21 protein-coding genes are annotated in these 20450 nt (G+C 60.3%); 14 read left to right on the top strand and 7 right to left on the bottom strand.

What is annotated here, in order from left to right; all coding sequences use genetic code 11:
• The first annotated feature begins 5 nt into the window (after positions 1–5).
• From cysN to ACMGF9_RS19790, 3 genes are all read left to right on the top strand, one after another.
• On the top strand, positions 6–1433 hold the full coding sequence (gene cysN / locus ACMGF9_RS19800; RefSeq protein ID WP_049242652.1) for a sulfate adenylyltransferase subunit CysN: 1428 nt from the start codon (positions 6–8) through the stop codon (positions 1431–1433).
• A complete protein-coding gene (gene cysC / locus ACMGF9_RS19795) occupies positions 1372–2061 on the top strand; it encodes an adenylyl-sulfate kinase (protein WP_226883041.1) in 690 nt (229 codons plus the stop codon). The genes cysN and cysC overlap by 62 nt, the downstream gene beginning before the upstream one ends.
• A gap of 84 nt (positions 2062–2145) precedes the next feature.
• Positions 2146–2472 (top strand): DUF3561 family protein, encoded by a 327-nt coding sequence (locus tag ACMGF9_RS19790; RefSeq protein ID WP_016929047.1) that lies wholly within the window; start codon positions 2146–2148, stop codon positions 2470–2472.
• Positions 2473–2524: 52 nt separating this feature from the next.
• On the opposite strand, the gene ACMGF9_RS19785 is transcribed toward ACMGF9_RS19790, so the two are convergent.
• The 3 genes from ACMGF9_RS19785 to ACMGF9_RS19775 all read right to left on the bottom strand — a co-directional run bounded on the left by ACMGF9_RS19785 (position 2525) and on the right by ACMGF9_RS19775 (position 4835).
• Positions 2525–3247 (bottom strand): amino acid ABC transporter ATP-binding protein, encoded by a 723-nt coding sequence (locus ACMGF9_RS19785; RefSeq protein ID WP_015376686.1) that lies wholly within the window; start codon positions 3245–3247, stop codon positions 2525–2527.
• On the bottom strand, positions 3231–3950 hold the full coding sequence (locus tag ACMGF9_RS19780; protein WP_042706788.1) for an amino acid ABC transporter permease: 720 nt from the start codon (positions 3948–3950) through the stop codon (positions 3231–3233). Before ACMGF9_RS19780 ends, ACMGF9_RS19785 begins: the two co-directional genes overlap by 17 nt.
• A gap of 114 nt (positions 3951–4064) precedes the next feature.
• The gene (locus ACMGF9_RS19775) at positions 4065–4835 is read right to left on the bottom strand and encodes a basic amino acid ABC transporter substrate-binding protein (RefSeq protein WP_033631812.1); all 771 of its coding nucleotides are present in this window, start codon (positions 4833–4835) and stop codon (positions 4065–4067) included.
• Between the two features lie 403 nt (positions 4836–5238).
• On the opposite strand from ACMGF9_RS19775, the gene ftsB reads away from it, so the two are divergent.
• The 8 genes from ftsB to rpoS all read left to right on the top strand — a co-directional run bounded on the left by ftsB (position 5239) and on the right by rpoS (position 11544).
• Entirely contained in the window at positions 5239–5559 is a 321-nt protein-coding gene (ftsB, locus tag ACMGF9_RS19770) for a cell division protein FtsB (protein WP_021505314.1), read from the top strand.
• A 3-nt stretch (positions 5560–5562) separates the two neighbouring features.
• Complete coding sequence (ispD, locus tag ACMGF9_RS19765) at positions 5563–6270, top strand: 2-C-methyl-D-erythritol 4-phosphate cytidylyltransferase (RefSeq protein ID WP_031300375.1); 708 nt, start codon at positions 5563–5565, stop codon at positions 6268–6270.
• Positions 6271–6280: 10 nt separating this feature from the next.
• On the top strand, positions 6281–6754 hold the full coding sequence (ispF, locus tag ACMGF9_RS19760) for a 2-C-methyl-D-erythritol 2,4-cyclodiphosphate synthase (protein WP_004932594.1): 474 nt from the start codon (positions 6281–6283) through the stop codon (positions 6752–6754).
• 4 nt (positions 6755–6758) lie between these two features.
• Positions 6759–7805: a tRNA pseudouridine(13) synthase TruD gene (gene truD / locus ACMGF9_RS19755; protein WP_015376690.1), complete on the top strand. Its 1047-nt coding sequence runs from the start codon at positions 6759–6761 to the stop codon at positions 7803–7805.
• Positions 7786–8547, top strand: coding sequence for a 5'/3'-nucleotidase SurE (gene surE, locus ACMGF9_RS19750; protein ID WP_015376691.1), 762 nt, complete (start codon positions 7786–7788; stop codon positions 8545–8547). Before truD ends, surE begins: the two co-directional genes overlap by 20 nt.
• Positions 8541–9167: a protein-L-isoaspartate(D-aspartate) O-methyltransferase gene (locus ACMGF9_RS19745; protein ID WP_004932585.1), complete on the top strand. Its 627-nt coding sequence runs from the start codon at positions 8541–8543 to the stop codon at positions 9165–9167. The genes surE and ACMGF9_RS19745 overlap by 7 nt, the downstream gene beginning before the upstream one ends.
• 325 nt (positions 9168–9492) lie before the next feature.
• Positions 9493–10491: a murein hydrolase activator NlpD gene (gene nlpD, locus ACMGF9_RS19740; protein ID WP_015376692.1), complete on the top strand. Its 999-nt coding sequence runs from the start codon at positions 9493–9495 to the stop codon at positions 10489–10491.
• Between the two features lie 54 nt (positions 10492–10545).
• Complete coding sequence (gene rpoS, locus ACMGF9_RS19735; protein ID WP_004932578.1) at positions 10546–11544, top strand: RNA polymerase sigma factor RpoS; 999 nt, start codon at positions 10546–10548, stop codon at positions 11542–11544.
• 79 nt (positions 11545–11623) lie between these two features.
• Here rpoS and mutS read toward each other — a convergent pair whose 3' ends face one another.
• From mutS to ACMGF9_RS19715, 4 genes are all read right to left on the bottom strand, one after another.
• The gene (gene mutS / locus ACMGF9_RS19730) at positions 11624–14179 is read right to left on the bottom strand and encodes a DNA mismatch repair protein MutS (RefSeq protein WP_118892713.1); all 2556 of its coding nucleotides are present in this window, start codon (positions 14177–14179) and stop codon (positions 11624–11626) included.
• Between the two features lie 311 nt (positions 14180–14490).
• A complete protein-coding gene (locus ACMGF9_RS19725; RefSeq protein WP_226883042.1) occupies positions 14491–15483 on the bottom strand; it encodes a hypothetical protein in 993 nt (330 codons plus the stop codon).
• A gap of 30 nt (positions 15484–15513) precedes the next feature.
• Complete coding sequence (locus ACMGF9_RS19720; protein WP_118892434.1) at positions 15514–16485, bottom strand: aldo/keto reductase; 972 nt, start codon at positions 16483–16485, stop codon at positions 15514–15516.
• 12 nt (positions 16486–16497) lie between these two features.
• Positions 16498–17298, bottom strand: coding sequence for an SDR family NAD(P)-dependent oxidoreductase (locus tag ACMGF9_RS19715; RefSeq protein ID WP_015376694.1), 801 nt, complete (start codon positions 17296–17298; stop codon positions 16498–16500).
• 106 nt (positions 17299–17404) lie between these two features.
• On the opposite strand from ACMGF9_RS19715, the gene ACMGF9_RS19710 reads away from it, so the two are divergent.
• The 3 genes from ACMGF9_RS19710 (at position 17405) to chbC (ending at position 20407) form a co-directional block, all read left to right on the top strand.
• Entirely contained in the window at positions 17405–18298 is an 894-nt protein-coding gene (locus tag ACMGF9_RS19710) for a LysR family transcriptional regulator (RefSeq protein WP_015376695.1), read from the top strand.
• A 417-nt stretch (positions 18299–18715) separates the two neighbouring features.
• On the top strand, positions 18716–19033 hold the full coding sequence (locus tag ACMGF9_RS19705) for a PTS sugar transporter subunit IIB (RefSeq protein ID WP_004932561.1): 318 nt from the start codon (positions 18716–18718) through the stop codon (positions 19031–19033).
• 12 nt (positions 19034–19045) lie between these two features.
• Positions 19046–20407, top strand: coding sequence for a PTS N,N'-diacetylchitobiose transporter subunit IIC (gene chbC / locus ACMGF9_RS19700; RefSeq protein ID WP_004932557.1), 1362 nt, complete (start codon positions 19046–19048; stop codon positions 20405–20407).
• Positions 20408–20450 lie beyond the last annotated feature (43 nt).

Raw genomic sequence — 20450 nt, 5'->3', positions numbered from 1 at the left:
GCCGGATGAACAACGCAATTGCACAACAAATCGCTGACCAGGGCGGCGTCGAGTCCTATCTGCACGCGCAGCAGCACAAGAGCCTGCTGCGCTTTCTGACCTGCGGCAGCGTCGACGACGGCAAAAGCACCCTGATTGGCCGCCTGCTGCACGATACCCGCCAGATCTACGAGGATCAGCTGTCGACGCTGCACAGCGACAGCAAACGCATCGGCACCCAGGGCGAAAAGCTCGATCTGGCGCTGCTGGTGGACGGCCTGCAGGCCGAGCGCGAGCAGGGCATCACCATCGACGTGGCCTATCGCTATTTCTCGACCGAAAAACGTAAATTTATCATCGCCGATACCCCGGGGCACGAGCAGTACACCCGCAACATGGCCACCGGCGCCTCGACCTGCGATCTGGCGATCCTGTTGATCGACGCGCGCAAAGGGGTGTTGGATCAGACTCGCCGCCACAGCTTTATCGCGACCCTGCTGGGCATTCGCCATCTGGTGGTCGCGGTAAACAAAATGGATCTGGTGGACTATCAGGAAGCGGTGTTCGAGCAGTTCAAACAGGATTACCTGACCTTCGCCCAGCAGCTGCCTGGCGATCTGGACATCAAGTTCGTGCCGCTGTCGGCGCTGGACGGCGACAACGTGGCGAGCGAAAGCGCCCATATGCCGTGGTACAGCGGCCCGACGCTGCTGGAAGTGCTGGAGAGCGTTGACGTGATCAGCGAGCGAGAAAACCAGCCGCTGCGCTTCCCGGTGCAGTACGTCAACCGCCCGAACCTCGATTTCCGCGGCTATGCCGGCACGCTGTCCGCCGGCGTAGTGCGGGTGGGTCAACGCATCAAAGTGCTGCCTTCCGGCGTGGAGTCCAGCGTGGCGCGTATCGTGACCTTCGACGGCGATCTGCAAGAAGCGGTGCCGGGCGAGGCGATTACGCTGGTGCTGAAAGATGAAGTGGACATCAGCCGCGGCGATTTGCTGGTCGACGCCGGCGAAAGCCTGCAGGCGGCGCAGAGCGCGCGGGTGGACGTGGTATGGATGGCCGAGCAGCCGCTGGTGCCGGGCCAGAGCTACGACATCAAGATCGCCGGCAAAAAGACCCGCGCCCGCGTGGAGAGCATCCGCCATCAGGTGGAGATAAACACGCTGGCGCAACACCCGGCCGACACATTGCCGCTCAACGGCATCGGGTTGGTGGAGCTGACCTTCGACGAACCGCTGGTGCTGGACAGCTATCAGAGCAATCACGACACCGGCGGGCTGATCTTCATCGATCGCATGAGCAACGTGACGGTTGGCGCCGGTCTGGTGCGTGAAACGCTGCAGGATGCCCCGGCGGCGCGCGGCGAATTCAGCGCCTTCGAGCTGGAGCTGAATGCGCTGGTGCGCAAGCACTTCCCGCACTGGGGCGCACGCGATCTGCTCGGTGGCCGATAAGGTGGCCGCTGAACTGAGGGCGACCGGGCCGGACGATGAGAACGTGGTTTGGCATCCGCATGCGGTGACGCGTGCGGATCGCGAAGCGCGCAACGGCCACCGCGGCGCGGTGCTGTGGTTTACCGGGCTGTCCGGCTCGGGAAAATCCACCGTCGCCGGCGCGCTGGAGCAGGCGCTGCATGGGCTTGGCGTCAGCACCTATCTGCTGGACGGCGATAACGTGCGTCACGGTCTGTGCCGCGATCTCGGTTTTTCCGACGAGGATCGGCGCGAGAACATCCGCCGGGTGGGGGAAGTGGCCAAGCTGATGGTGGATGCCGGGCTGGTGGTGCTGACCGCATTCATTTCGCCGCACCGCGCCGAGCGGCAAATGGTGCGCGAGATGCTCGGCGACGATCGCTTTATCGAGGTGTTCGTCGACACGCCGTTGGAGATCTGCGAGGCGCGCGATCCGAAAGGGTTGTATAAAAAAGCGCGCGCCGGCGAGCTGCGCAATTTCACCGGTATCGACGCGGTTTATGAGGCGCCGCAGCAGCCGGAAATCCACCTCGACGGCCAACAATTGGTAACAAATTTGATTGCGCAATTGTTAGACGTGTTACGTGGTCAGGCTATTATCAAACCCTGAATTCAAAAAAAGCGTGTGGCGTTTTTCGCCATGCGCTTTTTACTCTAAGCCGCCGCAGAGCGAGCCGAATAACCAGGGATCACTATGCAAAATGTCACGCCTATCTTGATCGACTCCAAGCAGTCAAAACAGGAGAGAGAGGAGCCTTCTTATTCTTTCCTGGGCGGCGTCAGCGGCTTTGTTTTCTACTGGCTGGCGTTCGCGTTGCCGTTTCTGGTTTACGGTTCCAACACGCTGTTTTTCCTGCTCTATACCTGGCCGTTCTTCCTGGCGCTGATGCCGCTGTCGGTGCTGATCGGCATCACCCTCAGCATGCTGCTGCGCGGCCGTCTGATCTTGACGCTGTTGCTGACCGGCGCCGTTGTGCTGTGCCTGTTCTGGCTGGTGTTCAGCTTCCTGACCGGGTGGTGAGAGAGCGGGCGCCGATGCCGGCGCCCGAAGGGGAGTAGAGCGGGGCCGAAGGTTACAAAACTTTGCTTAGAAACGCCTGCGTGCGCGGATTGGCCGGCTGGCTGAAGATCTGCTGCGGCGCACCCTCCTCCTGAATGATCCCCTGATCGATAAACAGCACCCGGTCGGCCACCTCGCGGGCAAAGCCCATCTCATGCGTCACCACCACCATGGTCATGCCCTCGTGGGCCAGTGATTTCATCACCGCCAACACTTCGCCCACCAGCTCAGGATCGAGCGCGGAGGTCGGTTCATCGAACAACATGATCTTTGGCTCCATCGCCAGCGCGCGGGCGATCGCTACCCGCTGCTGCTGGCCGCCTGACAGGCTGTTGGGGTAGGCGTCGATCTTGTCGAGCAGGCCGACCTTGAGCAGCAGCTGTTCTGCTTGCGCGATGGCTTCGGCGCGCGGCTGTTTCTTCACGCTCACCGGCGCCATAATGATGTTTTCCAACACCGTCATGTGCGGGAACAGATTGAAACGCTGGAACACCATGCCCACGCTTTCCCGCATTTTGTTCAGGTCGGTTTTCTGATCGTGGACGGCGAAGCCGTTCACCTCGATCTCGCCGCCGGAGAGCGTTTCCAGCGCGTTGATGCAGCGCAGGAAGGTGCTTTTGCCCGAGCCGGAGGGGCCGATGACACACACCACTTCGTTGGCGGCGATCTGGCAAGAAATGCCGCGCAGCACGTGGCTTTCGCCGAACTGTTTTTGCAGGTTATGTACGCGAATCACTTTTACCGAACCTCTTTTCCATATGCTGCACCAGCAGCGAGAGCAGGAAGGTGATGACCCAATAGACCAGCGAAATGGTCAGATAGGGCTCCCAGTAGGTGGCGTAGGCGCCGGAGACGGTACGGGCGGCATAGGCCAGATCCGCCAGGCCGATGGCGGAGGCCAGCGACGAATCCTTGACGATGGCGATGGCGTTGTTGCCCAGCGGCGGCAGCATGCGGCGGAAGGCCTGCGGCAGGATCACCTGGCGCATGGTCTTGCCATAGCTCATGCCCAGCGAGCGTGAGGCTTCCATCTGGCCGCGGTCGATAGACTGGATCCCGGCGCGGAAGATTTCCGACACATAGGCACCGGCGTTGAGCGTGATCGCCACCACGCAGGAGAGAAAGGCGCCGTAGTCGGCGCGCAGCGCGCGAGCGAAATCGACGCTCATCAGACCGCTGGTGACCAGCAGACCGTCACGCGGGTTGATGAACAGCGGCACCAGCGCGAAGTGCACCACCATGATCTGCACGAACAGTGGCGTGCCGCGAAAGGCGCTGATGTAGATGCGTACCGGCCACTGAACGCCGTAATGCAGGATGGGTTTCCAGATGCCGTGCGGCGCCTGCGCCAAACGGCCCAGCCCGAGGATCAAGCCCCAGGTGGTGCCCAGCAGCACGCAGATAATGGTGCATTTGATGGTCATCCAGGCGCCTTCCATAAACAGCGGCGCGTATTCCTGGATGATCTCCCAGCGGAAGTTCAAGGGGTATTCCTTCTTGGTAGGCTGAAACGGTGGTGCGCCGACGCCCTTGCGGGTGCCGGCGACAGGGGATTATTCCGCCGGCAGCGTCGGTACGTTGCTGTCGAACCAGGTTTGGTAGATCTTGGCGTAGGTGCCGTCGGCGACGATTTTCTTCAGGCCGGCGTTGATCTTGTTGCGCAGCTCATCGTTGCCTTTGGCGACGGCGATGCCGAAATACTGGCGCTCGAACTTGGCGTCGGGCACCAGCTTGAAGGCTTTCTCAGGGTGGGTCTTGATATAGAACTTGGCCACGCCGACGTCGCCGACCGCCGCGCCGATGCCGTCTTCATACAGCTCCTGCAGCATCAGCGGGGTATTGTCGAAGCGCTTGATGGCGGTACTGTTTTTACCCAGCGCGTCGGACACCACGATGTCGCCGGTGCTGGAGTTCACCACGCCGACCTTCAGCGCTTTCAGCGCGGCGATGGAGTCCACCTTCGAGTCTTGCGGCACCACGATAGCCTGCTCAGCCGGGAAGTAAGGCGCAGAGAAATCAACCATCTGCTTGCGCTTATCGGTGATGGTGATGCCGGAAATGATGATATCGCGATCGCCGGAGTTCAGTGTGGCGAAGATCCCTTCCCACGGCGTATTGATCAGTTTGATTTGGAAGCCTTCGGCCTTGGCCACCGCCTTGATGATGTCGATGTCGAAACCTTCCAGCTGCTTTTGGCTGTTTTCAAATTCGAATGGCCGATAGGTGCCGCCGGAGCCGACGACGTAGGTGGGTTCAGCCGCCAACGCAGCGATGGAGAAGGTGGCGGCCAGGCAGGCGCCGATCAGAACTAAACGTTTTAACATCGCGATCCCCGATAATGAATGGTTATATATTGGAATTATTTATGCACTATGAGTGCATAAAAATAAGCTTCAATGAATGAAAGTGCAACCGCTGCATGACGATTATTCTCTCTATGGTGTTAAATATTCACTTTTTGCTTTGCTTTGGCGTAAGCGATGTGTCAGGAAGCGGTGATGCAGTGATTCTTGCTGCATAATGGAGGTAGGATAGAGTGTGTCTCATTGGAAAACGCGGCGCGTGCGCCGAGCCAAAGGGGCGTTTTTTGCCGCTTTCGCAGCGGAATTAGGCGATAAACACGGGAACCCTTCATCCGTATTCTGAATTTGGCGTTGAAATGCCGCTCTCAGTGTGGAGTCCAACGAGAAGTTGTGGGATGATTGGTCGGTTTTTCAGGGGGCGGAGATGGGAAAACTTACGCTGCTATTGCTGGCATTGCTCGGTTGGTTACAGTATTCACTGTGGCTGGGCAAAAATGGTATTCACGATTACGTGCGAGTCAATGAAGACGTTGCGGTCCAACAGGGTAGCAACGCCAAGTTGAAAGCGCGTAACGATCAGCTGTTTGCCGAAATCGATGATTTGAACGGCGGTCAGGAAGCGATCGAAGAGCGTGCGCGTAATGAGCTGGGCATGATCAAGCCCGGTGAGACTTTCTATCGTCTGGTTCCTGACCAATCCAGACGCAACGCGGCGTCTTCCTCGCAAAATAACGCACAAAAATAACGCATGACTCACTCCGCAGGCACCTTTCCCTCGGTGATTGCCGTCCTGCCCGCTGCCGGTATCGGCAGCCGCATGCAGGCGGAATGCCCGAAGCAATATTTAACCATTGGCCGGCACAGCATCGTCGAACACGCCATCCACGCCCTGTTGCGCCACCCGCGCATTGAACGGGTGATCGTGGCGATCGGCCCCGAAGATCGTCAGTTCGAACGGCTACCCATCGCTCAGGATCCGCGGGTAACCGTCACCGAGGGCGGCAAACAGCGCGCCGATTCGGTGATGGCCGGGTTGAAACTGGCGGGTGATGCGGACTGGGTGCTGGTGCACGACGCCGCGCGCCCCTGCCTGCACGCCGACGATCTCGAGCGCCTGCTGGCGATCACCGCACACAGCAAGGTGGGCGGCATTCTCGCCGCGCCGGTGCGCGACACCATGAAGCGCGCCGAACCCGGCCGCGACACCATCGCCCACACCGTTGAACGGCAGGATCTGTGGCATGCGCTGACGCCGCAGCTGTTTCCGCTGCCGCTGCTCAAGCAGTGCCTGCAGCGCGCGCTGGATGAAGGCGCGAACGTCACCGACGAAGCCTCGGCGCTGGAACATTGCGGCTATCATCCGCTGCTGATCGCCGGCCGGGCGGACAACATTAAAGTAACGCGGCCGGAGGATTTGGCGCTGGCGGCGTTCTATTTGACCCAGTTAGACAATTAAGGAGCGCATCATGCGTATCGGTCACGGTTTTGATGTACATAAATTCGGCGGCGAAGGCCCGTTGGTGATCGGCGGTGTTCGCATCCCTTACGACAAAGGCTTGCTGGCCCACTCCGACGGTGACGTCGCGCTGCATGCCGCCACCGACGCCCTGTTGGGGGCGGCGGCGCTGGGCGATATCGGCAAACTGTTCCCCGATACCGATCCGGCCTTCAAAGGCGCCGACAGCCGCGAGCTGCTGCGCGAAGCCTGGAAACGCATCCGCGCCAAAGGTTACCGCCTCGGTAACCTCGATATCACCATCATCGCTCAGGCGCCGAAAATGGCGCCGCACATCCCGCAGATGCGCGTCTTCCTGGCGGAAGACCTGCAGTGCCATATGGATGACGTCAACGTGAAGGCCACAACCACCGAGCAGCTCGGTTTCACCGGGCGCGGCGAGGGCATCGCGTGCGAAGCGGTCGCCTTGCTGATCAAGGAATAACCGCATGGATATGGCGAATCTGACCTGGCTGCATGGCCGGCCGCAGAGTTCCGGGGTGTTGAAAGCCAATCCGGAAGATTTCGTGGTGGTCGAAGATCTGGGCTTTGCGCCGGACGGTGAAGGTGAGCACGTGCTGGTAAATATCCGTAAAAACGGCTGCAATACCCAGTTCGTGGCCGACTATCTGGCGCGCTTCGCCGGTATTCACGCCCGTTCCGTCAGCTATGCCGGTTTGAAGGATCGCCACGCGGTGACCGAACAGTGGTTCTGCCTGCATATGCCGGGTAAGGACACGCCGGATTTCTCCCGGTTTACGCTGGAAGGCTGCGAGGTGCTCTCGTTCGCCCGCCACCTGCGCAAAATGCGCATCGGCAATCTGAAGGGCAACCACTTTACGCTGGTGCTGCGCCAGATTTCCGATCGGCAGGACGTGGAACGTCGCCTGCAGGCCATCGCCGCGCAGGGCGTGCCAAACTATTTCGGCAGCCAACGCTTCGGCCGCGGCGGCAACAACCTGGTGATGGCGCGCCGCTGGGCGAACGACGAAATTCGTGTCAAAGAGCGCAGTAAGCGCAGCTTCTACCTGTCCGCCAGCCGCAGCGCGCTGTTCAATCTGATCGCGAGCCAACGCCTGGCTGACGGGCTGCAGCGCACCGTGCTGGAAGGGGATGCCCTGCAGCTGAGTGGGCGCGGCAGCTGGTTCGTCGCCAAAGCCGATGAGCTGGAGACGTTGCAGCAACGGCTGGATGCCGGCGAGCTGGCGATCACGGCTCCCTTGCCGGGCGACGGTGAGCCAGGCACCGCCGGCCAAGCCTTGGCTTTTGAACAACAATGCTTGGCGGAACAACCGGAATTGCTTACGCTTTTAAAGCGCGAGCGTATCGAACCCGCTCGCCGGGCCCTGCTGTTGCAGCCGCAAAATTTGCAGTGGAACTGGTGGGATGACGTTACCGTGGAACTGCGCTTCTGGCTGCCGGCGGGCAGCTTTGCTACCAGCGTGGTTCGCGAGATCATGCAGCAGGATAACAGTGATGCGGATATTGCTGAGTAACGATGACGGCGTCAGCGCCCCGGGCATTCAGGTGCTGGCGGCGGCGCTGCGGGAATTCGCCGAAGTGCAGGTCGTGGCGCCGGATCGTAACCGCAGCGGCTCTTCCAATGCTTTAACGCTGGAGTCGCCGTTGCGCACGCAGACGCTGGCCAACGGGGATATTGCGGTGTTGCAAGGGACGCCGACCGACTGCGTTTATCTTGGCGTCAACGCGTTGATGCGCCCGGCGCCCGATATCGTGGTATCCGGCATTAACGCCGGGCCGAATTTGGGCGACGACGTTATCTATTCCGGCACCGTCGCGGCGGCGATGGAGGGCCGGCACCTGGGGTTGCCTGCCTTGGCGGTGTCGCTGAACGGCCACCAGCACTACGCGACCGCCGCCGCCATTACCTGCCGCATCCTGCGCGCGCTGCAGCGCGAACCGCTACGTACCGGAAAAATTCTGAATATTAACGTGCCGGATCTGCCGCTGGCTGAGATCAAAGGCCTGCGCGTTACCCGCTGCGGCAGCCGCCATCCCGCCGACAAGGTCTTCTGCCAGCAGGATCCGCGCGGACAAAATATCTACTGGATCGGGCCGCCTGGTGATAAATTTGATGCCGGGCCGGATACCGACTTTGCGGCGGTGGAACAAGGCTATGTGGCGATAACGCCGCTGCAGGTGGATTTAACCGCCTACGCGGCGCAAGAAGTCGTGAAAACATGGTTAACCAAGGCAGAGGTTAGCGGGGAATGGTGAATAAGCGCATGCAAACATTGCTGACGCAGCTGCGGCAGCAGGGGATCCGAGACGAAAAGCTGCTGCGGGCGATCGAAGCGGTGCCGCGCGAGCGTTTTGTCGATGAAGCGCTGGATCATAAGGCCTACGAAAACACCGCATTGCCGATCGGTTCCGGTCAGACCATTTCCCAGCCTTATATGGTGGCGCGGATGACCGAGCTGCTGAATCTGAAACCTACCTCAAGGGTGCTGGAGATCGGTACCGGTTCCGGTTATCAAACCGCTATCCTGGCGCATCTGGTGCAACACGTTTGTTCCGTCGAACGCATCAAGGGGCTGCAGTGGCAGGCCAAGCGCCGCCTGAAACAGCTCGATCTTCACAATGTTTCCACCCGCCACGGCGACGGTTGGCAGGGTTGGGCGTCGCGCGGCCCGTTCGATGCGATCATCGTCACTGCCGCGCCGCCGGAGATCCCGCAGGCGCTGGTGGAGCAGCTGGACGACGGCGGCATTTTGGTGTTGCCGGTGGGCGAGCAGGCCCAAACCCTCAAACGCATTCAGCGTCATGGCAACGATTTCGTTGTCGATGCGGTAGAGGCGGTGCGCTTTGTGCCGTTGGTGAAAGGCGAATTGGCCTAGCGATTGTCTGAATTTTCGACCGTCTGCAAAATCTGTTGCACTTTCATCATGGCCGGATAAGGTTTTCTCGTTCCAATCAGGCTAATTTTCACTAGAATTGGCCTTTCTACGTAGTTGTCTTATGGTGCGGCAACGCCAATGTGGTTAGCATTGGCGCGCGTTTTGATGCTCCGGCGCGAGATGACCTGGCGTTCAGGGATCGGCCGGCGGCGCCTTTACATCGCAGAAACTGGGAAGTGGCAAAAGCTCGGCTACGATGTAAAGGGTATTTTGGATATATCACTGATATTGCTGTCATGGGGGAAGCATGAGCACGGGAAGCCCAATGATTACGTTACGCCGGGTAGCGGTGTGTACGATGGTAAGTTTGTGGTTGGCGGGTTGTACGAATACGGCCTCGACGTCGGCTCCTATCAGCAGCGTGGGGGGCGGCGGTGCCGCTCCATCCGGCAATAATAATGGCGGAGTGCAGCAGGCCAGCCCAGAGGGCCGCATTGTCTATAACCGCAGTTATAACGCCATCCCTAAAGGGAGCTACAGCGGCGGCGAAACTTATACGGTCAAGCGCGGCGACACGCTGTTTTATATCGCCTGGATCACCGGCAATGATTTCCGCGACCTGGCGCAGCGCAACAATATTCCCGAGCCATACAGCCTGAATGTTGGCCAAACCATTCAGCTTGGTAATGGTTCTGCCAACGGCGGCGGCGGCATGTTGGCGACGACAGATGCGACCAAAGGCGGTGTTCCGAAGCCACCTTCCAGCTCCCAGATCCAGACGGCAACGGTTGATTCTCAATCAACTAACGCGTATTCTGAAAACTCGGGTAAACAGAATGTAGGTAAGATGTTACCTGCAGCAGGTGCCGCAGCGGTTGGGACCGCGACTGCGCCTGTTACCGCGCCGGAAGCCGCTCCACCTGTGAGCAGCACCGTCAGCAACAGCGCTCCGGTCAGTACCTGGAGATGGCCGACTGACGGTAAGGTTATTGATAACTTTTCCTCATCAGAAGGTGGGAATAAGGGTGTCGATATCGCCGGTTCCCGTGGGCAGCCTATCTTCGCTACCGCCGATGGCCGCGTAGTGTATGCAGGCAACGCTTTACGGGGTTACGGTAATCTAATCATCATCAAACATAATGATGATTACCTGAGCGCCTACGCTCATAACGACACAATGCTGGTCCGGGAACAACAAGAAGTGAAGGCGGGTCAAAAAATAGCCACCATGGGTAGCACCGGTACCAGTTCAGTACGTTTGCATTTTGAAATTCGTTACAAGGGGAAATCCGTAAACCCGCTGCGTTATCTTCCGCAGCGATAGATTGGGCAGAATACGCTGAGATTCTGCTCGCGGTATCACGGGTAGGAGCAGCATATGAGCCAAAATACGCTGAAAGTTAACGAGTTACATGATGATGCGGATTTCGACGAGAATGGAGCTGAGGCCGAGTCGTTTGATGAAAAAGCGCTGGTAGAAGAAGAGACCAGCGAGAACGATTTAGCGGAAGAAGAGCTGTTGTCTCAAGGCGTTACGCAACGCGTATTGGATGCGACGCAGCTCTATCTGGGTGAGATCGGTTATTCACCTCTGCTGACCGCAGAGGAAGAAGTCTATTTTGCGCGGCGTGCTCTGCGCGGTGACGTGCCGTCCCGCCGCCGCATGATTGAAAGCAACCTGCGGCTGGTGGTGAAAATCGCCCGCCGCTACAGCAACCGCGGTCTGGCGCTGCTGGATCTGATCGAAGAGGGTAACCTCGGTCTGATTCGCGCAGTGGAAAAATTCGACCCGGAACGCGGCTTCCGCTTCTCCACTTATGCAACCTGGTGGATCCGTCAGACGATTGAACGGGCGATCATGAACCAAACCCGTACCATTCGTTTGCCTATCCATATCGTCAAAGAACTGAATGTCTATCTGCGCACCGCGCGCGAGCTTTCCCACAAGCTGGATCATGAACCGAGCGCTGAAGAAATTGCCGAGCAACTCGACAAGCCGGTGGATGACGTCAGCCGCATGCTGCGCCTGAATGAGCGCATCACCTCGGTGGATACGCCGCTGGGCGGGGATTCGGAGAAAGCGCTGCTGGACATTCTGGCCGACGAGAAGGACAACGGGCCTGAAGACACCACGCAAGATGACGATATGAAGCAAAGCATCGTCAAATGGCTGTTCGAACTGAACGCCAAACAGCGTGAAGTGTTGGCGCGTCGTTTCGGCCTGCTGGGCTATGAAGCGGCGACGCTGGAAGACGTAGGCCGGGAGATTGGCTTGACGCGCGAGCGCGTCCGTCAGATTCAGGTAGAAGGTCTGCGCCGTCTGCGTGAGATTTTGCAGATGCAGGGCCTGAGCATTGAGGCGCTGTTCCGCGAATAACGCCGGTTGTTGAACCGCATCAAATAAAAACGGTGAGCATGATGCTCACCGTTTTTTTATGCCCGCGTTTGGCGCCAGATTACACCATATTTTTCAGCCGGTAGATCCATTCCAGCGCCTGTCGCGGCGACAGGGAGTCTGGATCAAGCGCCTCCAGGGCTTCTACCGCCGGCGAGGTCTCTTCCTGCAGCAGCGTCATCTGGGTGGCATCGACGCTGCCCGACGCGGTGTGGCTGGAGATGGATTCCAGCTCGCGCAGTTTCTGACGGGCGCGTTTGATGACGTCGCGCGGCACGCCGGCCAGTGCGGCGACCGCCAGGCCATAGCTTTTGCTGGCGGCACCGTCTTGCACGCTGTGCATGAAGGCGATGGTGTCGCCGTGTTCAAGCGCATCCAGATGCACGTTGACCACGCCTTCCATCTTCTCAGGCAGGGTCGTTAGCTCGAAGTAGTGGGTGGCGAACAGCGTCATCGCCTTGATGCGGTTGGCCAGGTTCTCGGCGCAGGCCCAGGCCAGCGACAGGCCGTCGTAGGTGGAGGTGCCGCGGCCGATTTCATCCATTAACACCAGGCTGTGCTCGGTGGCGTTGTGCAGAATGTTGGCGGTTTCGGTCATCTCCACCATGAAGGTGGAGCGGCCGGAAGCCAGATCGTCCGCCGCGCCGACGCGGGTGAAGATGCGATCCACCGGGCCGATGGTGGCCTTGGTGGCCGGCACGTAGCTGCCGATGTGCGCCATCAGCACGATCAGCGCCGTTTGCCGCATATAGGTGCTTTTACCGCCCATATTCGGACCGGTTATGATCAGCATGCGGCGCTGCGGCGACAGGGTGAGCGGGTTGGAGATAAACGGCTCGCTCAGCACCTGCTCCACCACCGGATGGCGGCCTTCGGTAATGCGGATCCCCGGCTGCTCGCTCATGGTCGGGCAAGCGTAGTTCAGGGTATCGGCGCGCTCGGCCAGGTTGGCCAGCACGTCCAGCTCGGCCAGCGCGGCGGCGCTTTGTTGCAGTTCCGCCAGGTGCGGCAGCAGCAGATCGAACAGCTCGTCGTACAGGCTTTTCTCGATCGCCAGCGCCTTACCCTTGGAGGTGAGCACTTTGTCTTCGTACTCTTTCAGTTCCGGGATGATGTAGCGCTCGGCGTTTTTCAGCGTCTGACGGCGTACATAGTGGATCGGCACCAGGTGGCTTTGACCGCGGCTGACCTGAATGTAATAGCCGTGTACGCCGTTGAAGCCGACCTTGAGCGTATCCAGACCCAGCTTTTCACGCTCGCGGATCTCCAGCCGATCGAGGTAGTCGCTGGCGCCGTCGGCCAGGGCCCGCCACTCGTCCAGTTCGCTGTTGTAACCGGGGGCGATCACGCCGCCGTCGCGCACCAGCACCGGCGGTGATTCAATGACCGCGCGTTCCAGCAGCTCGCGCAGTTCGTCAAACTGGCCCACCTGCGACAGCAGCTGCTGCACGTGCGGCGTTTTCACATCCTGCAGCAGCGCGCGGATGTCCGGCAGTTGCTGGAAAGCATGGCGCATGCGCGCCAGATCGCGCGGCCGGGCGGTGCGCAGCGCCAAACGCGCCAAAATACGTTCCTGATCGCCTACCTGACGCAGCGAAGGCTGCAGATCCGCGAACAGTTCTTGTAATGCGCCGATCGCCTGCTGGCGGGCGGTCAGCACCTTGATGTCGCGGGTCGGCATGTGCAGCCAGCGTTTCAGCATGCGGCTGCCCATCGGCGTGACCGTACGGTCGAGGATCGCCGCCAGCGTGTTGTCGCTGCCGCCGGACAGGCTCTGCGTCAGCTCCAGGTTGCGGCGGGTGGCGGCATCCATGATGATGCCGTCCTGCTGGCGTTCCATGGTGATGCCGCGAATGTGCGGCAGCGAAGTGCGTTGGGTATCTTTGACGTACTGCAGCAGACAGCCGGCGGCGCGCAGCGCCTGGTGCGCCTGCTCGACGCCGAAGCCGGTCAAGTCGCGGGTGCCGAACTGCAGGTTGAGCTGTTGGCGTGCGGTCTCAAGCTCGAATTCCCACAGCGGGCGGCGGCGCAGGCCGTGGCGCTGTTCGATCAGCGCCATGTGTTCGAAGTTTTCCGGATAGAGCAGCTCGGCCGGATTGGTGCGCTGCAGCTCGGCGGCCATGGTTTCCAGATCCTGCGGCTCGGCGACGCGGAAGCGGCCGGAGCTGACGTCCAGCGTGGCGTAGCCGAAGCCGCGCGCGTCCTGCCAGATCGCCGCCAGCAGGTTGTCCTGGCGTTCTTGCAGCAGCGCTTCGTCGGTGATGGTGCCGGGGGTGACGATACGCACCACTTTGCGTTCGACCGGCCCTTTGCTGGTGGCCGGATCGCCGATCTGCTCGCAGATGGCGACGGACTCGCCGAGCTGCACCAGCTTGGCCAGGTAGTTCTCCACTGCGTGGTGCGGTACGCCGGCCATCGGGATCGGTTCGCCCGCCGAGGCGCCGCGTTTGGTCAGCGAGATATCCAGCAGTTGGGAAGCGCGCTTGGCGTCGTCGTAAAATAGCTCGTAGAAGTCGCCCATGCGGTAGAACAGTAGGATTTCAGGATGCTGGGCCTTGAGGCGCAGGTACTGCTGCATCATCGGCGTGTGCGAATCGAGTTTATCGGTGCTATTCATGCGATTATTTTTCCAATCCATTGAATGTAAAGGGAACTGTGATTTTCATTGTCGTCATTCGCTATCACATTGTTTCAGCAGGCGCCACCCCATTCAGCGCTTGGCGGGCGGCGCAAATCAAATTATCAATACGCCAAACGGCGCGCTCAAACCCGAGGTTTGCACAGACGCTTATACTAGCCCAGCGGGCAATCGGCTGTCACAGGTAAAAATGGGAAGCGCTGCGCAAGGCCGGTTTGCAACGAAGCGAGATTGTCGTTCGCCTGCGGGCAACAACGCAAGTGTCGCCGCCCGCAGTAGTAGTGGAGAGGTTATTGCGCGGCGGTGAGAGGCAAGGGCAGTTGATAGAGGCGGAAACTGTCGGGCACTTCGGTTTCATGGCCGGGCAGCAGGCGGTGGCGGATGCGCGATTCGCTGACGAAGGCGCAGCCTTGCGGAGCGATAGTCAGGTTGACCGGCGATTCCATGCCTTCGCGTAAGACCTCAAGCTGGTGCATGCCTGCCGCCTTGGGTGACGGGATCCGCAGGATCCGCCCTTGGCCGCTCTGGATCCCGTTTTCCAGCACGATCAGCGCGCCGTCCGGCGCCAATCCCATTCCGTCCGGGTTTTCGATGAGGCGCGGCAGCTGCATTTCCGTCAGCTGCGGCTTTGGAGCGTTATAACTGAGGGTGTAGAGCTTACCGGTGCCGAAATTGGCGACAGCCATCAGCCGATCGTCGAGCAGCACGATGCCGGCGGCGCCCAGCCCGCTGGGGGCCGCTAACTGCGGATCCTGAAACAGCGTACGGAATGCCGTCTCGCCCGGCCGCAGGCGCAGGATGCCGCCGCCGCGGGTTTCCGTCACATACACCGTACCGTCTGCGCCGAGCACGATATCGTTACCCATTTCTCCCGTCGGCAACGCCAGGCTGCGGTCGAGCGTGCCATCCGCGACGTTCAGCGCGTAAATGCGGTTGGCGCGCGTTTTGCCGCCGGAGAGAAAGTCCGGCGAATTGCCCCACAGCAGCCCGCGTTTTTCGTCCAGCCGCAGCGCGTTTGAGGCGAACACTGTGTCAGCGCCGGGGAAAAAGGTTTCCCACGCTTGACCCGGCCGCTTGCGCAGCACGTTGCCGCTGGTGACAAAGCCGACATACAGCGTACCGTCCGTCGCACGGGCGATGCCGTTGGGGTAAAGCGCGCCAGGCGGCAGCGTCATGCTGTTTGCGGCGCAGTCTGCGCTGACGGCAGCCTGCACCGGAGCGCTAAGGGTGAATGCGGCAGCGAGGGCGAGCAACACCGCTCGCGCGGTAAGCGCATATGACATGTCTTCTCTCCTGGAATGACGGAAAAGGGGCTACCAGCGCTCAGGGCGGACAGCATGCGCCATTGGCGCCTCCAGCGCGGCCACGTCTTCCGGTGATAGCCTGAGGTCGAGCGCTGCCAGCGCATCCTGCAGATGATGCGGCTTGGACATGCCCACCAGCGGCGACACCACGCCGGGTTTGGCCAACAGCCAGGCCAGCGCGATTTGCGCTGGTGGAATGCCGCGCGCGGCCGCCACCTCCGCGACCGCCGCGACGGTGCGTTCTACCTCGTTTCTGCCGCCGTACCAACGGGGCGCCTGTTCGTCGGTGGCGGCGCGCAGCGTGCCGCCGCTGCCGGAGCCGGCCAGCACGCCGCGGGCCAGCGGCGACCAGGGCGTCAGACCAAGACCTTCCTCCAGGCACAGCGGGATCAACTCCTCCTCATCTTCACGCGTCACCAGGTTGTATTGGCTTTGCAGCGAAATAAATGGCGCCAGGCGGTGCTGACGTTGAAAGGCCAGCATTTTCATCAGGCGCCAGGCGTGCAGCGAGGAGGCGCCGAGATAGCGGATCTTGCCCGCCCGCACCAGGCCATCGAGGGTGTCGGCGGTTTCTTCGATCGGCGTTTCGGTGTCGAAGCGGTGCAGCACGAACAGATCGAGGTAATCCGTTCCCAGCCGCTGCAAGGAGGCGTCGACGCTGTGCAGCAGGTGCTTGCGTGATAGCCCCCGGCTGTTCGGCTGCGCGTCCATTGGAAAGTAGGCCTTGGTGGCGATCACCACGTCTTCACGGCGGGCGAACGCCCTCAGCGCGCGGCCGAGAATGCGCTCGCTTTCTCCGCCGGAGTAAATGTTGGCGGTATCGAAAAAATTGATACCCGCCTCCAGCGCCTCGCGGATAAAGGGGCGCGCTTCATCTTCCTTCAGCACCCAGGGCCGCCAGGCCGGATCGCCGTAGGTCATGCAACCCAGGCAGAGGCGGGACACCTTCAGGCCGCTGTCGCCAAGCCGAACGTAGTTCATGGCCTCGTCTCCTCAACGCATGCCGGCGATGGTGTAACCGCCGTCCACCAGCAGGCTTTGGCCGGTGATGAAGCGAGCTTCGTCCGTCGCCAGCCACAGCGCCACATCGCCGATGTCTTCCGATTCACCCAGGCGGCCGGCGGGCGTGTGGGCGATAAAGGGCGCGAAGGCCGCGCTGTCAGCCACGCTGCCGCGTGCCATTGGCGTGTCGATGATGCCGGGGTTGATGTTGTTGACGCGGATGCCCTGGCCGCTGTATTCGAGCGCCACCGCGCGGATCATCGCATCGAGCGCGCCCTTGCTGGCGGAGTAGCTGGATGAGCCGGCCAGCGCGCCGTGGGTCAGCCAGGAGGAGGTGTTGATGATCACGCCGCCCGAGCGCTGAGCCAGGAAGGTTTCAATCTCATATTTCATCGCCAGCCAGACGCCCCTGAGGTTAATGGCGATAACCCGGTCAAAATCCTCGCTGGTCTGCTCGGTGATGGGGGCGAAGTTGCCGATGATGCCGGCGTTGTTGAAGGCGACGTCGAGCCGGCCGTAATGGGCGGTCACCGTGGCGATCAGTTGGCGGATATCGCCTTCCTGAGAGACGTCGGCCACGATGGGCAGGGCGTCGCCGCCGGCCAGCGCGATGTCGCGCGCCGTGGCTTCGATTTCCGCCGCGCGTCGGCCGGCCAGCGCGACTTTGGCGCCTTCGCGGGCATAGGCCAGCGCGGCGGCGCGGCCGATGCCGGTGCCGCCGCCGCTCACCAGTACGACTTTGTCCGCCAGACGGCGCGGCGTTTCATGAGTTGGAGCTGTAGCATTAATCATCGTATCGATACCTGGTAATGGGGTCGATCGCAATGCTATGTTGTTAGATGACGGATAACTATCCGCTAAAAATTCATCTCACTATTAGATAATTTATATCAATAGCATGAAAAAACCTGAACTGTCCGGCCTGGCGGCCTTTGTGGCTATCGCCAGTGAACGCAGCTTCCGCCGCGCCGCCGCCCGATTGGGCGTGACGCCGCCGACGCTGACCCACACCCTGCGCGAATTGGAAGCGCAGGTGGGCATTCGCCTGCTAAACCGCACCACCCGCAACGTCTCGCCGACGGAGGCCGGTGAGCATCTGCTGGCACAGCTGGTGCCCGCTTTTACCGACATCGACGCCGCGCTGGAGAGCCTGAATGTGTTTCGCGAAGGGCCGCGCGGCCTGGTGCGCATCAACGCGCCGCGTTCGGCCATCGATCTTGCCATCGTGCCGCATCTGGAGCGGTTGGCCTGCGAGTACCCCGGCATTACGCTGGAAGTGGTGGCGGACGAGGGGTTTGCCAACATTGTCGAACAGGGCTTTGACGCCGGTATTAGGCTCGGCGAGGATCTGCACAACGATATGCGCGCGGTGCGTCTGACGCCGGATCTGCGTTTCGCCATCGTCGCCACGCCGGACTATTTTCAACGTCACGGCGAACCGACGCATCCACAGGATTTGCTGCAGCACCGCTGCATCGGTTGGCGCAAGGCCTCTTCGGGCGAGCGCTACAAATGGGCATTTCAGCAGGGCCAGCAGCGGTTTTCCGTGGCGGTTAACAGCCCGTTGATACTCGATGACGGCAGGATGATGGTGCAGGCGGCGCTGGCGCACGTCGGCATCGCTTTCGCCATCGAACAAGAGGTAGAAGAACACCTGGCGAGCGGGCGGCTGCGGCGGGTGTTGGCCGACTGGTGCGCGCCGTTTACCGGTTTTTACCTCTATTACCCCAACCGCAGGAATCATTCCGTGGCGCTGAGCACGGTGATCGAGTTGCTGCGTCTGCCCACCTAATCCTCTTCACCGGCTATCGCGTTCGGATAGCTGTAAGTGAATCAAGCTTGAACTATTTTTATTCCCTTTTCGTTTGTTCAGGCGCAAATAAACCCTTAAATTCTCGGTGAGTTTGTAACTTGCTGTTTATAATTGTTATTTGAATATTTATTACGAATATTCCGAGTTTTTATCGGTTATTTGAGAGCCCGGTCACACTATTTTTTTGTGCGAAATGTGAAGGGGGTCAATCCGTCAGGTCAATGAGAGACGGTTATGTCTCCTCCTGGCTTACCGATCCGTTTTTCATGCTCCGTATACTGTCCGTAACCAGGGCAACGTGACGGAAATTTTCATAAGGAATGTGCGTGAAGCAATCGTGATTGCATCTGGCATACAAATAACACGGGGTTTTTTTGATTATCTGAGGTGCTTGGTATGGAAAAGAAAAAAATCTATCTGTTTTGTTCTGCCGGTATGTCCACTTCCCTGTTGGTATCAAAAATGAAGGCGCAGGCCGAGAAATATGAAGTGCCGGTGATCATCGCCGCCTATCCGGAAGCGCTGGCTGCGGAGAAAGGCGTTGAGGCGGATCTGATCCTGCTGGGGCCGCAGATCGCCTACACCTTGCCGGAAGTGCAAAAACAGCTGCCCAACAAACCTGTGGAAGTCATCGATCCGCTGCTGTACGGCAAGGTCGATGGGCTGGGCGTGCTGAAGGCCGCGGTGGCCGCTATCAAGAAAGCCAATCAATAACAGGAGGCCGCCGTGAATACCCTCATTGCCTCGCTCGAGAAGGTTATCCTGCCTTTCGCCGTAAAAATCGGTAAGCAGCCCCACGTCAACGCCATCAAGAATGGCTTTATCCGCCTGATGCCGCTGACCTTGACCGGGGCGATGTTCGTGTTGATCAACAACGTGTTCCTGAGCTTCGGCGAAGGATCGTTCTTCTATTCGCTGGGCGTAAGGTTGGATGCCTCTACCATCGAGACGCTGAATAGTCTGAAGAGCATCGGCGGCAGCGTTTACAACGGCACGCTGGGGATCATGTCCCTGATGACGCCGTTCTTTATCAGCATGGCGTTGGCGGAAGAGCGAAAGGTCGATCCGCTCGCTTCGGCGCTGCTGGCGGTGGCGGCCTTTATGACCGTCACACCGTTCAATGTCGGCGAGGCCTATGCGGTGGGGGCCAACTGGTTGGGCGGCGCCAACATCATTTCCGGTATGGTGATTGGGCTGGTGGTGGCCGAGATGTTTGCCTTCATCGTGCGGCGCAACTGGGTGATTAGCCTGCCGGACAGCGTGCCGGCTTCGGTGTCGCGTTCCTTCTCGGCGCTGATCCCCGGTTTCATCATCCTCTCCATCATGGGGCTGGTGGCGTTCGCGCTGGCGCACTGGGGCACCAACTTCCACCAGATCATCATGGACGGCATTTCGGCGCCGCTGGCCAAGATGGGCAGCGTGGTGGGCTGGGTGTACGTACTGTTCTCCTCGCTGCTGTGGTTCTTTGGGGTGCACGGTTCCATGGCGCTGGCGGCCCTGGACAGCGGCATCATGACGCCGTTCGCGCTGGAAAACGTGGAGCTGTACAACAAATACGGTTCGGTCGAAGCGGCGGTGGCCGCCGGAAAAGAGTTCCACATGTGGGCGAAACCGTTCGTCGACTCCTACATCTACCTCGGCGGCACCGGCTCGACGCTGGGCTTGATCATCGCCATCTTCATCGCCTCGCGCCGCGAAGATTACCGCCAGGTCGCCAAACTGGCGACGCCATCCGGCATCTTCCAGATCAACGAACCGATACTGTTCGGCCTGCCGGTGATCATGAACCCGGTGATGTTCATTCCGTTCATCCTGGTGCAGCCGGTGCTGACCATTATCACCTCCCTGGCCTACTACTCCGGGCTGATCCCGCCGATCACCAACATCGCACCCTGGACCATGCCGGTCGGCCTGGGGGCGTTCTTCAACACCAACGGCAGCATCATGGCCATGTTGCTGAGCCTGTTCAACCTGGCGGTCGCCACCGTGATCTATCTGCCGTTCGTGGCGATCTCCAACAAGGCGCAGAGCCAGATCGACGCGGCGACGGAAAGCGAAGAAGACATCGCCAAGGCGCTGAAATTCTAACTGTGGAACGGGGCGGTGTGGCCGCCCCGCGAGGGACGCGAGT

Origin of the sequence: Serratia sp. BNK-23, from assembly GCF_047456145.1 — a bacterium.
Taxonomy (GTDB): domain Bacteria; phylum Pseudomonadota; class Gammaproteobacteria; order Enterobacterales; family Enterobacteriaceae; genus Serratia; species Serratia nematodiphila.
This window is presented reverse-complemented; position numbering and strand designations above follow the sequence as displayed.

Bases quoted from the DNA above. Each gene is read 5' to 3' on its own strand.
- ftsB (WP_021505314.1), top strand. From the start codon at position 5,239: ATGGGAAAACTTACGCTGCTATTGCTGGCATTGCTCGGTTGGTTACAG.
- ACMGF9_RS19775 (WP_033631812.1), bottom strand. From the start codon at position 4,835: ATGTTAAAACGTTTAGTTCTGATCGGCGCCTGCCTGGCCGCCACCTTC.
- cysN (WP_049242652.1), top strand. From the start codon at position 6: ATGAACAACGCAATTGCACAACAAATCGCTGACCAGGGCGGCGTCGAG.
- mutS (WP_118892713.1), bottom strand. From the start codon at position 14,179: ATGAATAGCACCGATAAACTCGATTCGCACACGCCGATGATGCAGCAG.
- ACMGF9_RS19710 (WP_015376695.1), top strand. From the start codon at position 17,405: ATGAAAAAACCTGAACTGTCCGGCCTGGCGGCCTTTGTGGCTATCGCC.
- ACMGF9_RS19790 (WP_016929047.1), top strand. From the start codon at position 2,146: ATGCAAAATGTCACGCCTATCTTGATCGACTCCAAGCAGTCAAAACAG.
- cysC (WP_226883041.1), top strand. From the start codon at position 1,372: ATGCGCTGGTGCGCAAGCACTTCCCGCACTGGGGCGCACGCGATCTGC.
- ACMGF9_RS19705 (WP_004932561.1), top strand. From the start codon at position 18,716: ATGGAAAAGAAAAAAATCTATCTGTTTTGTTCTGCCGGTATGTCCACT.
- ACMGF9_RS19745 (WP_004932585.1), top strand. From the start codon at position 8,541: ATGGTGAATAAGCGCATGCAAACATTGCTGACGCAGCTGCGGCAGCAG.
- surE (WP_015376691.1), top strand. From the start codon at position 7,786: ATGCGGATATTGCTGAGTAACGATGACGGCGTCAGCGCCCCGGGCATT.
- ACMGF9_RS19780 (WP_042706788.1), bottom strand. From the start codon at position 3,950: ATGGAAGGCGCCTGGATGACCATCAAATGCACCATTATCTGCGTGCTG.
- ACMGF9_RS19715 (WP_015376694.1), bottom strand. From the start codon at position 17,298: ATGATTAATGCTACAGCTCCAACTCATGAAACGCCGCGCCGTCTGGCG.
- ispD (WP_031300375.1), top strand. From the start codon at position 5,563: ATGACTCACTCCGCAGGCACCTTTCCCTCGGTGATTGCCGTCCTGCCC.
- ACMGF9_RS19725 (WP_226883042.1), bottom strand. From the start codon at position 15,483: ATGTCATATGCGCTTACCGCGCGAGCGGTGTTGCTCGCCCTCGCTGCC.
- ispF (WP_004932594.1), top strand. From the start codon at position 6,281: ATGCGTATCGGTCACGGTTTTGATGTACATAAATTCGGCGGCGAAGGC.
- nlpD (WP_015376692.1), top strand. From the start codon at position 9,493: ATGATTACGTTACGCCGGGTAGCGGTGTGTACGATGGTAAGTTTGTGG.
- ACMGF9_RS19720 (WP_118892434.1), bottom strand. From the start codon at position 16,485: ATGAACTACGTTCGGCTTGGCGACAGCGGCCTGAAGGTGTCCCGCCTC.
- rpoS (WP_004932578.1), top strand. From the start codon at position 10,546: ATGAGCCAAAATACGCTGAAAGTTAACGAGTTACATGATGATGCGGAT.
- truD (WP_015376690.1), top strand. From the start codon at position 6,759: ATGGATATGGCGAATCTGACCTGGCTGCATGGCCGGCCGCAGAGTTCC.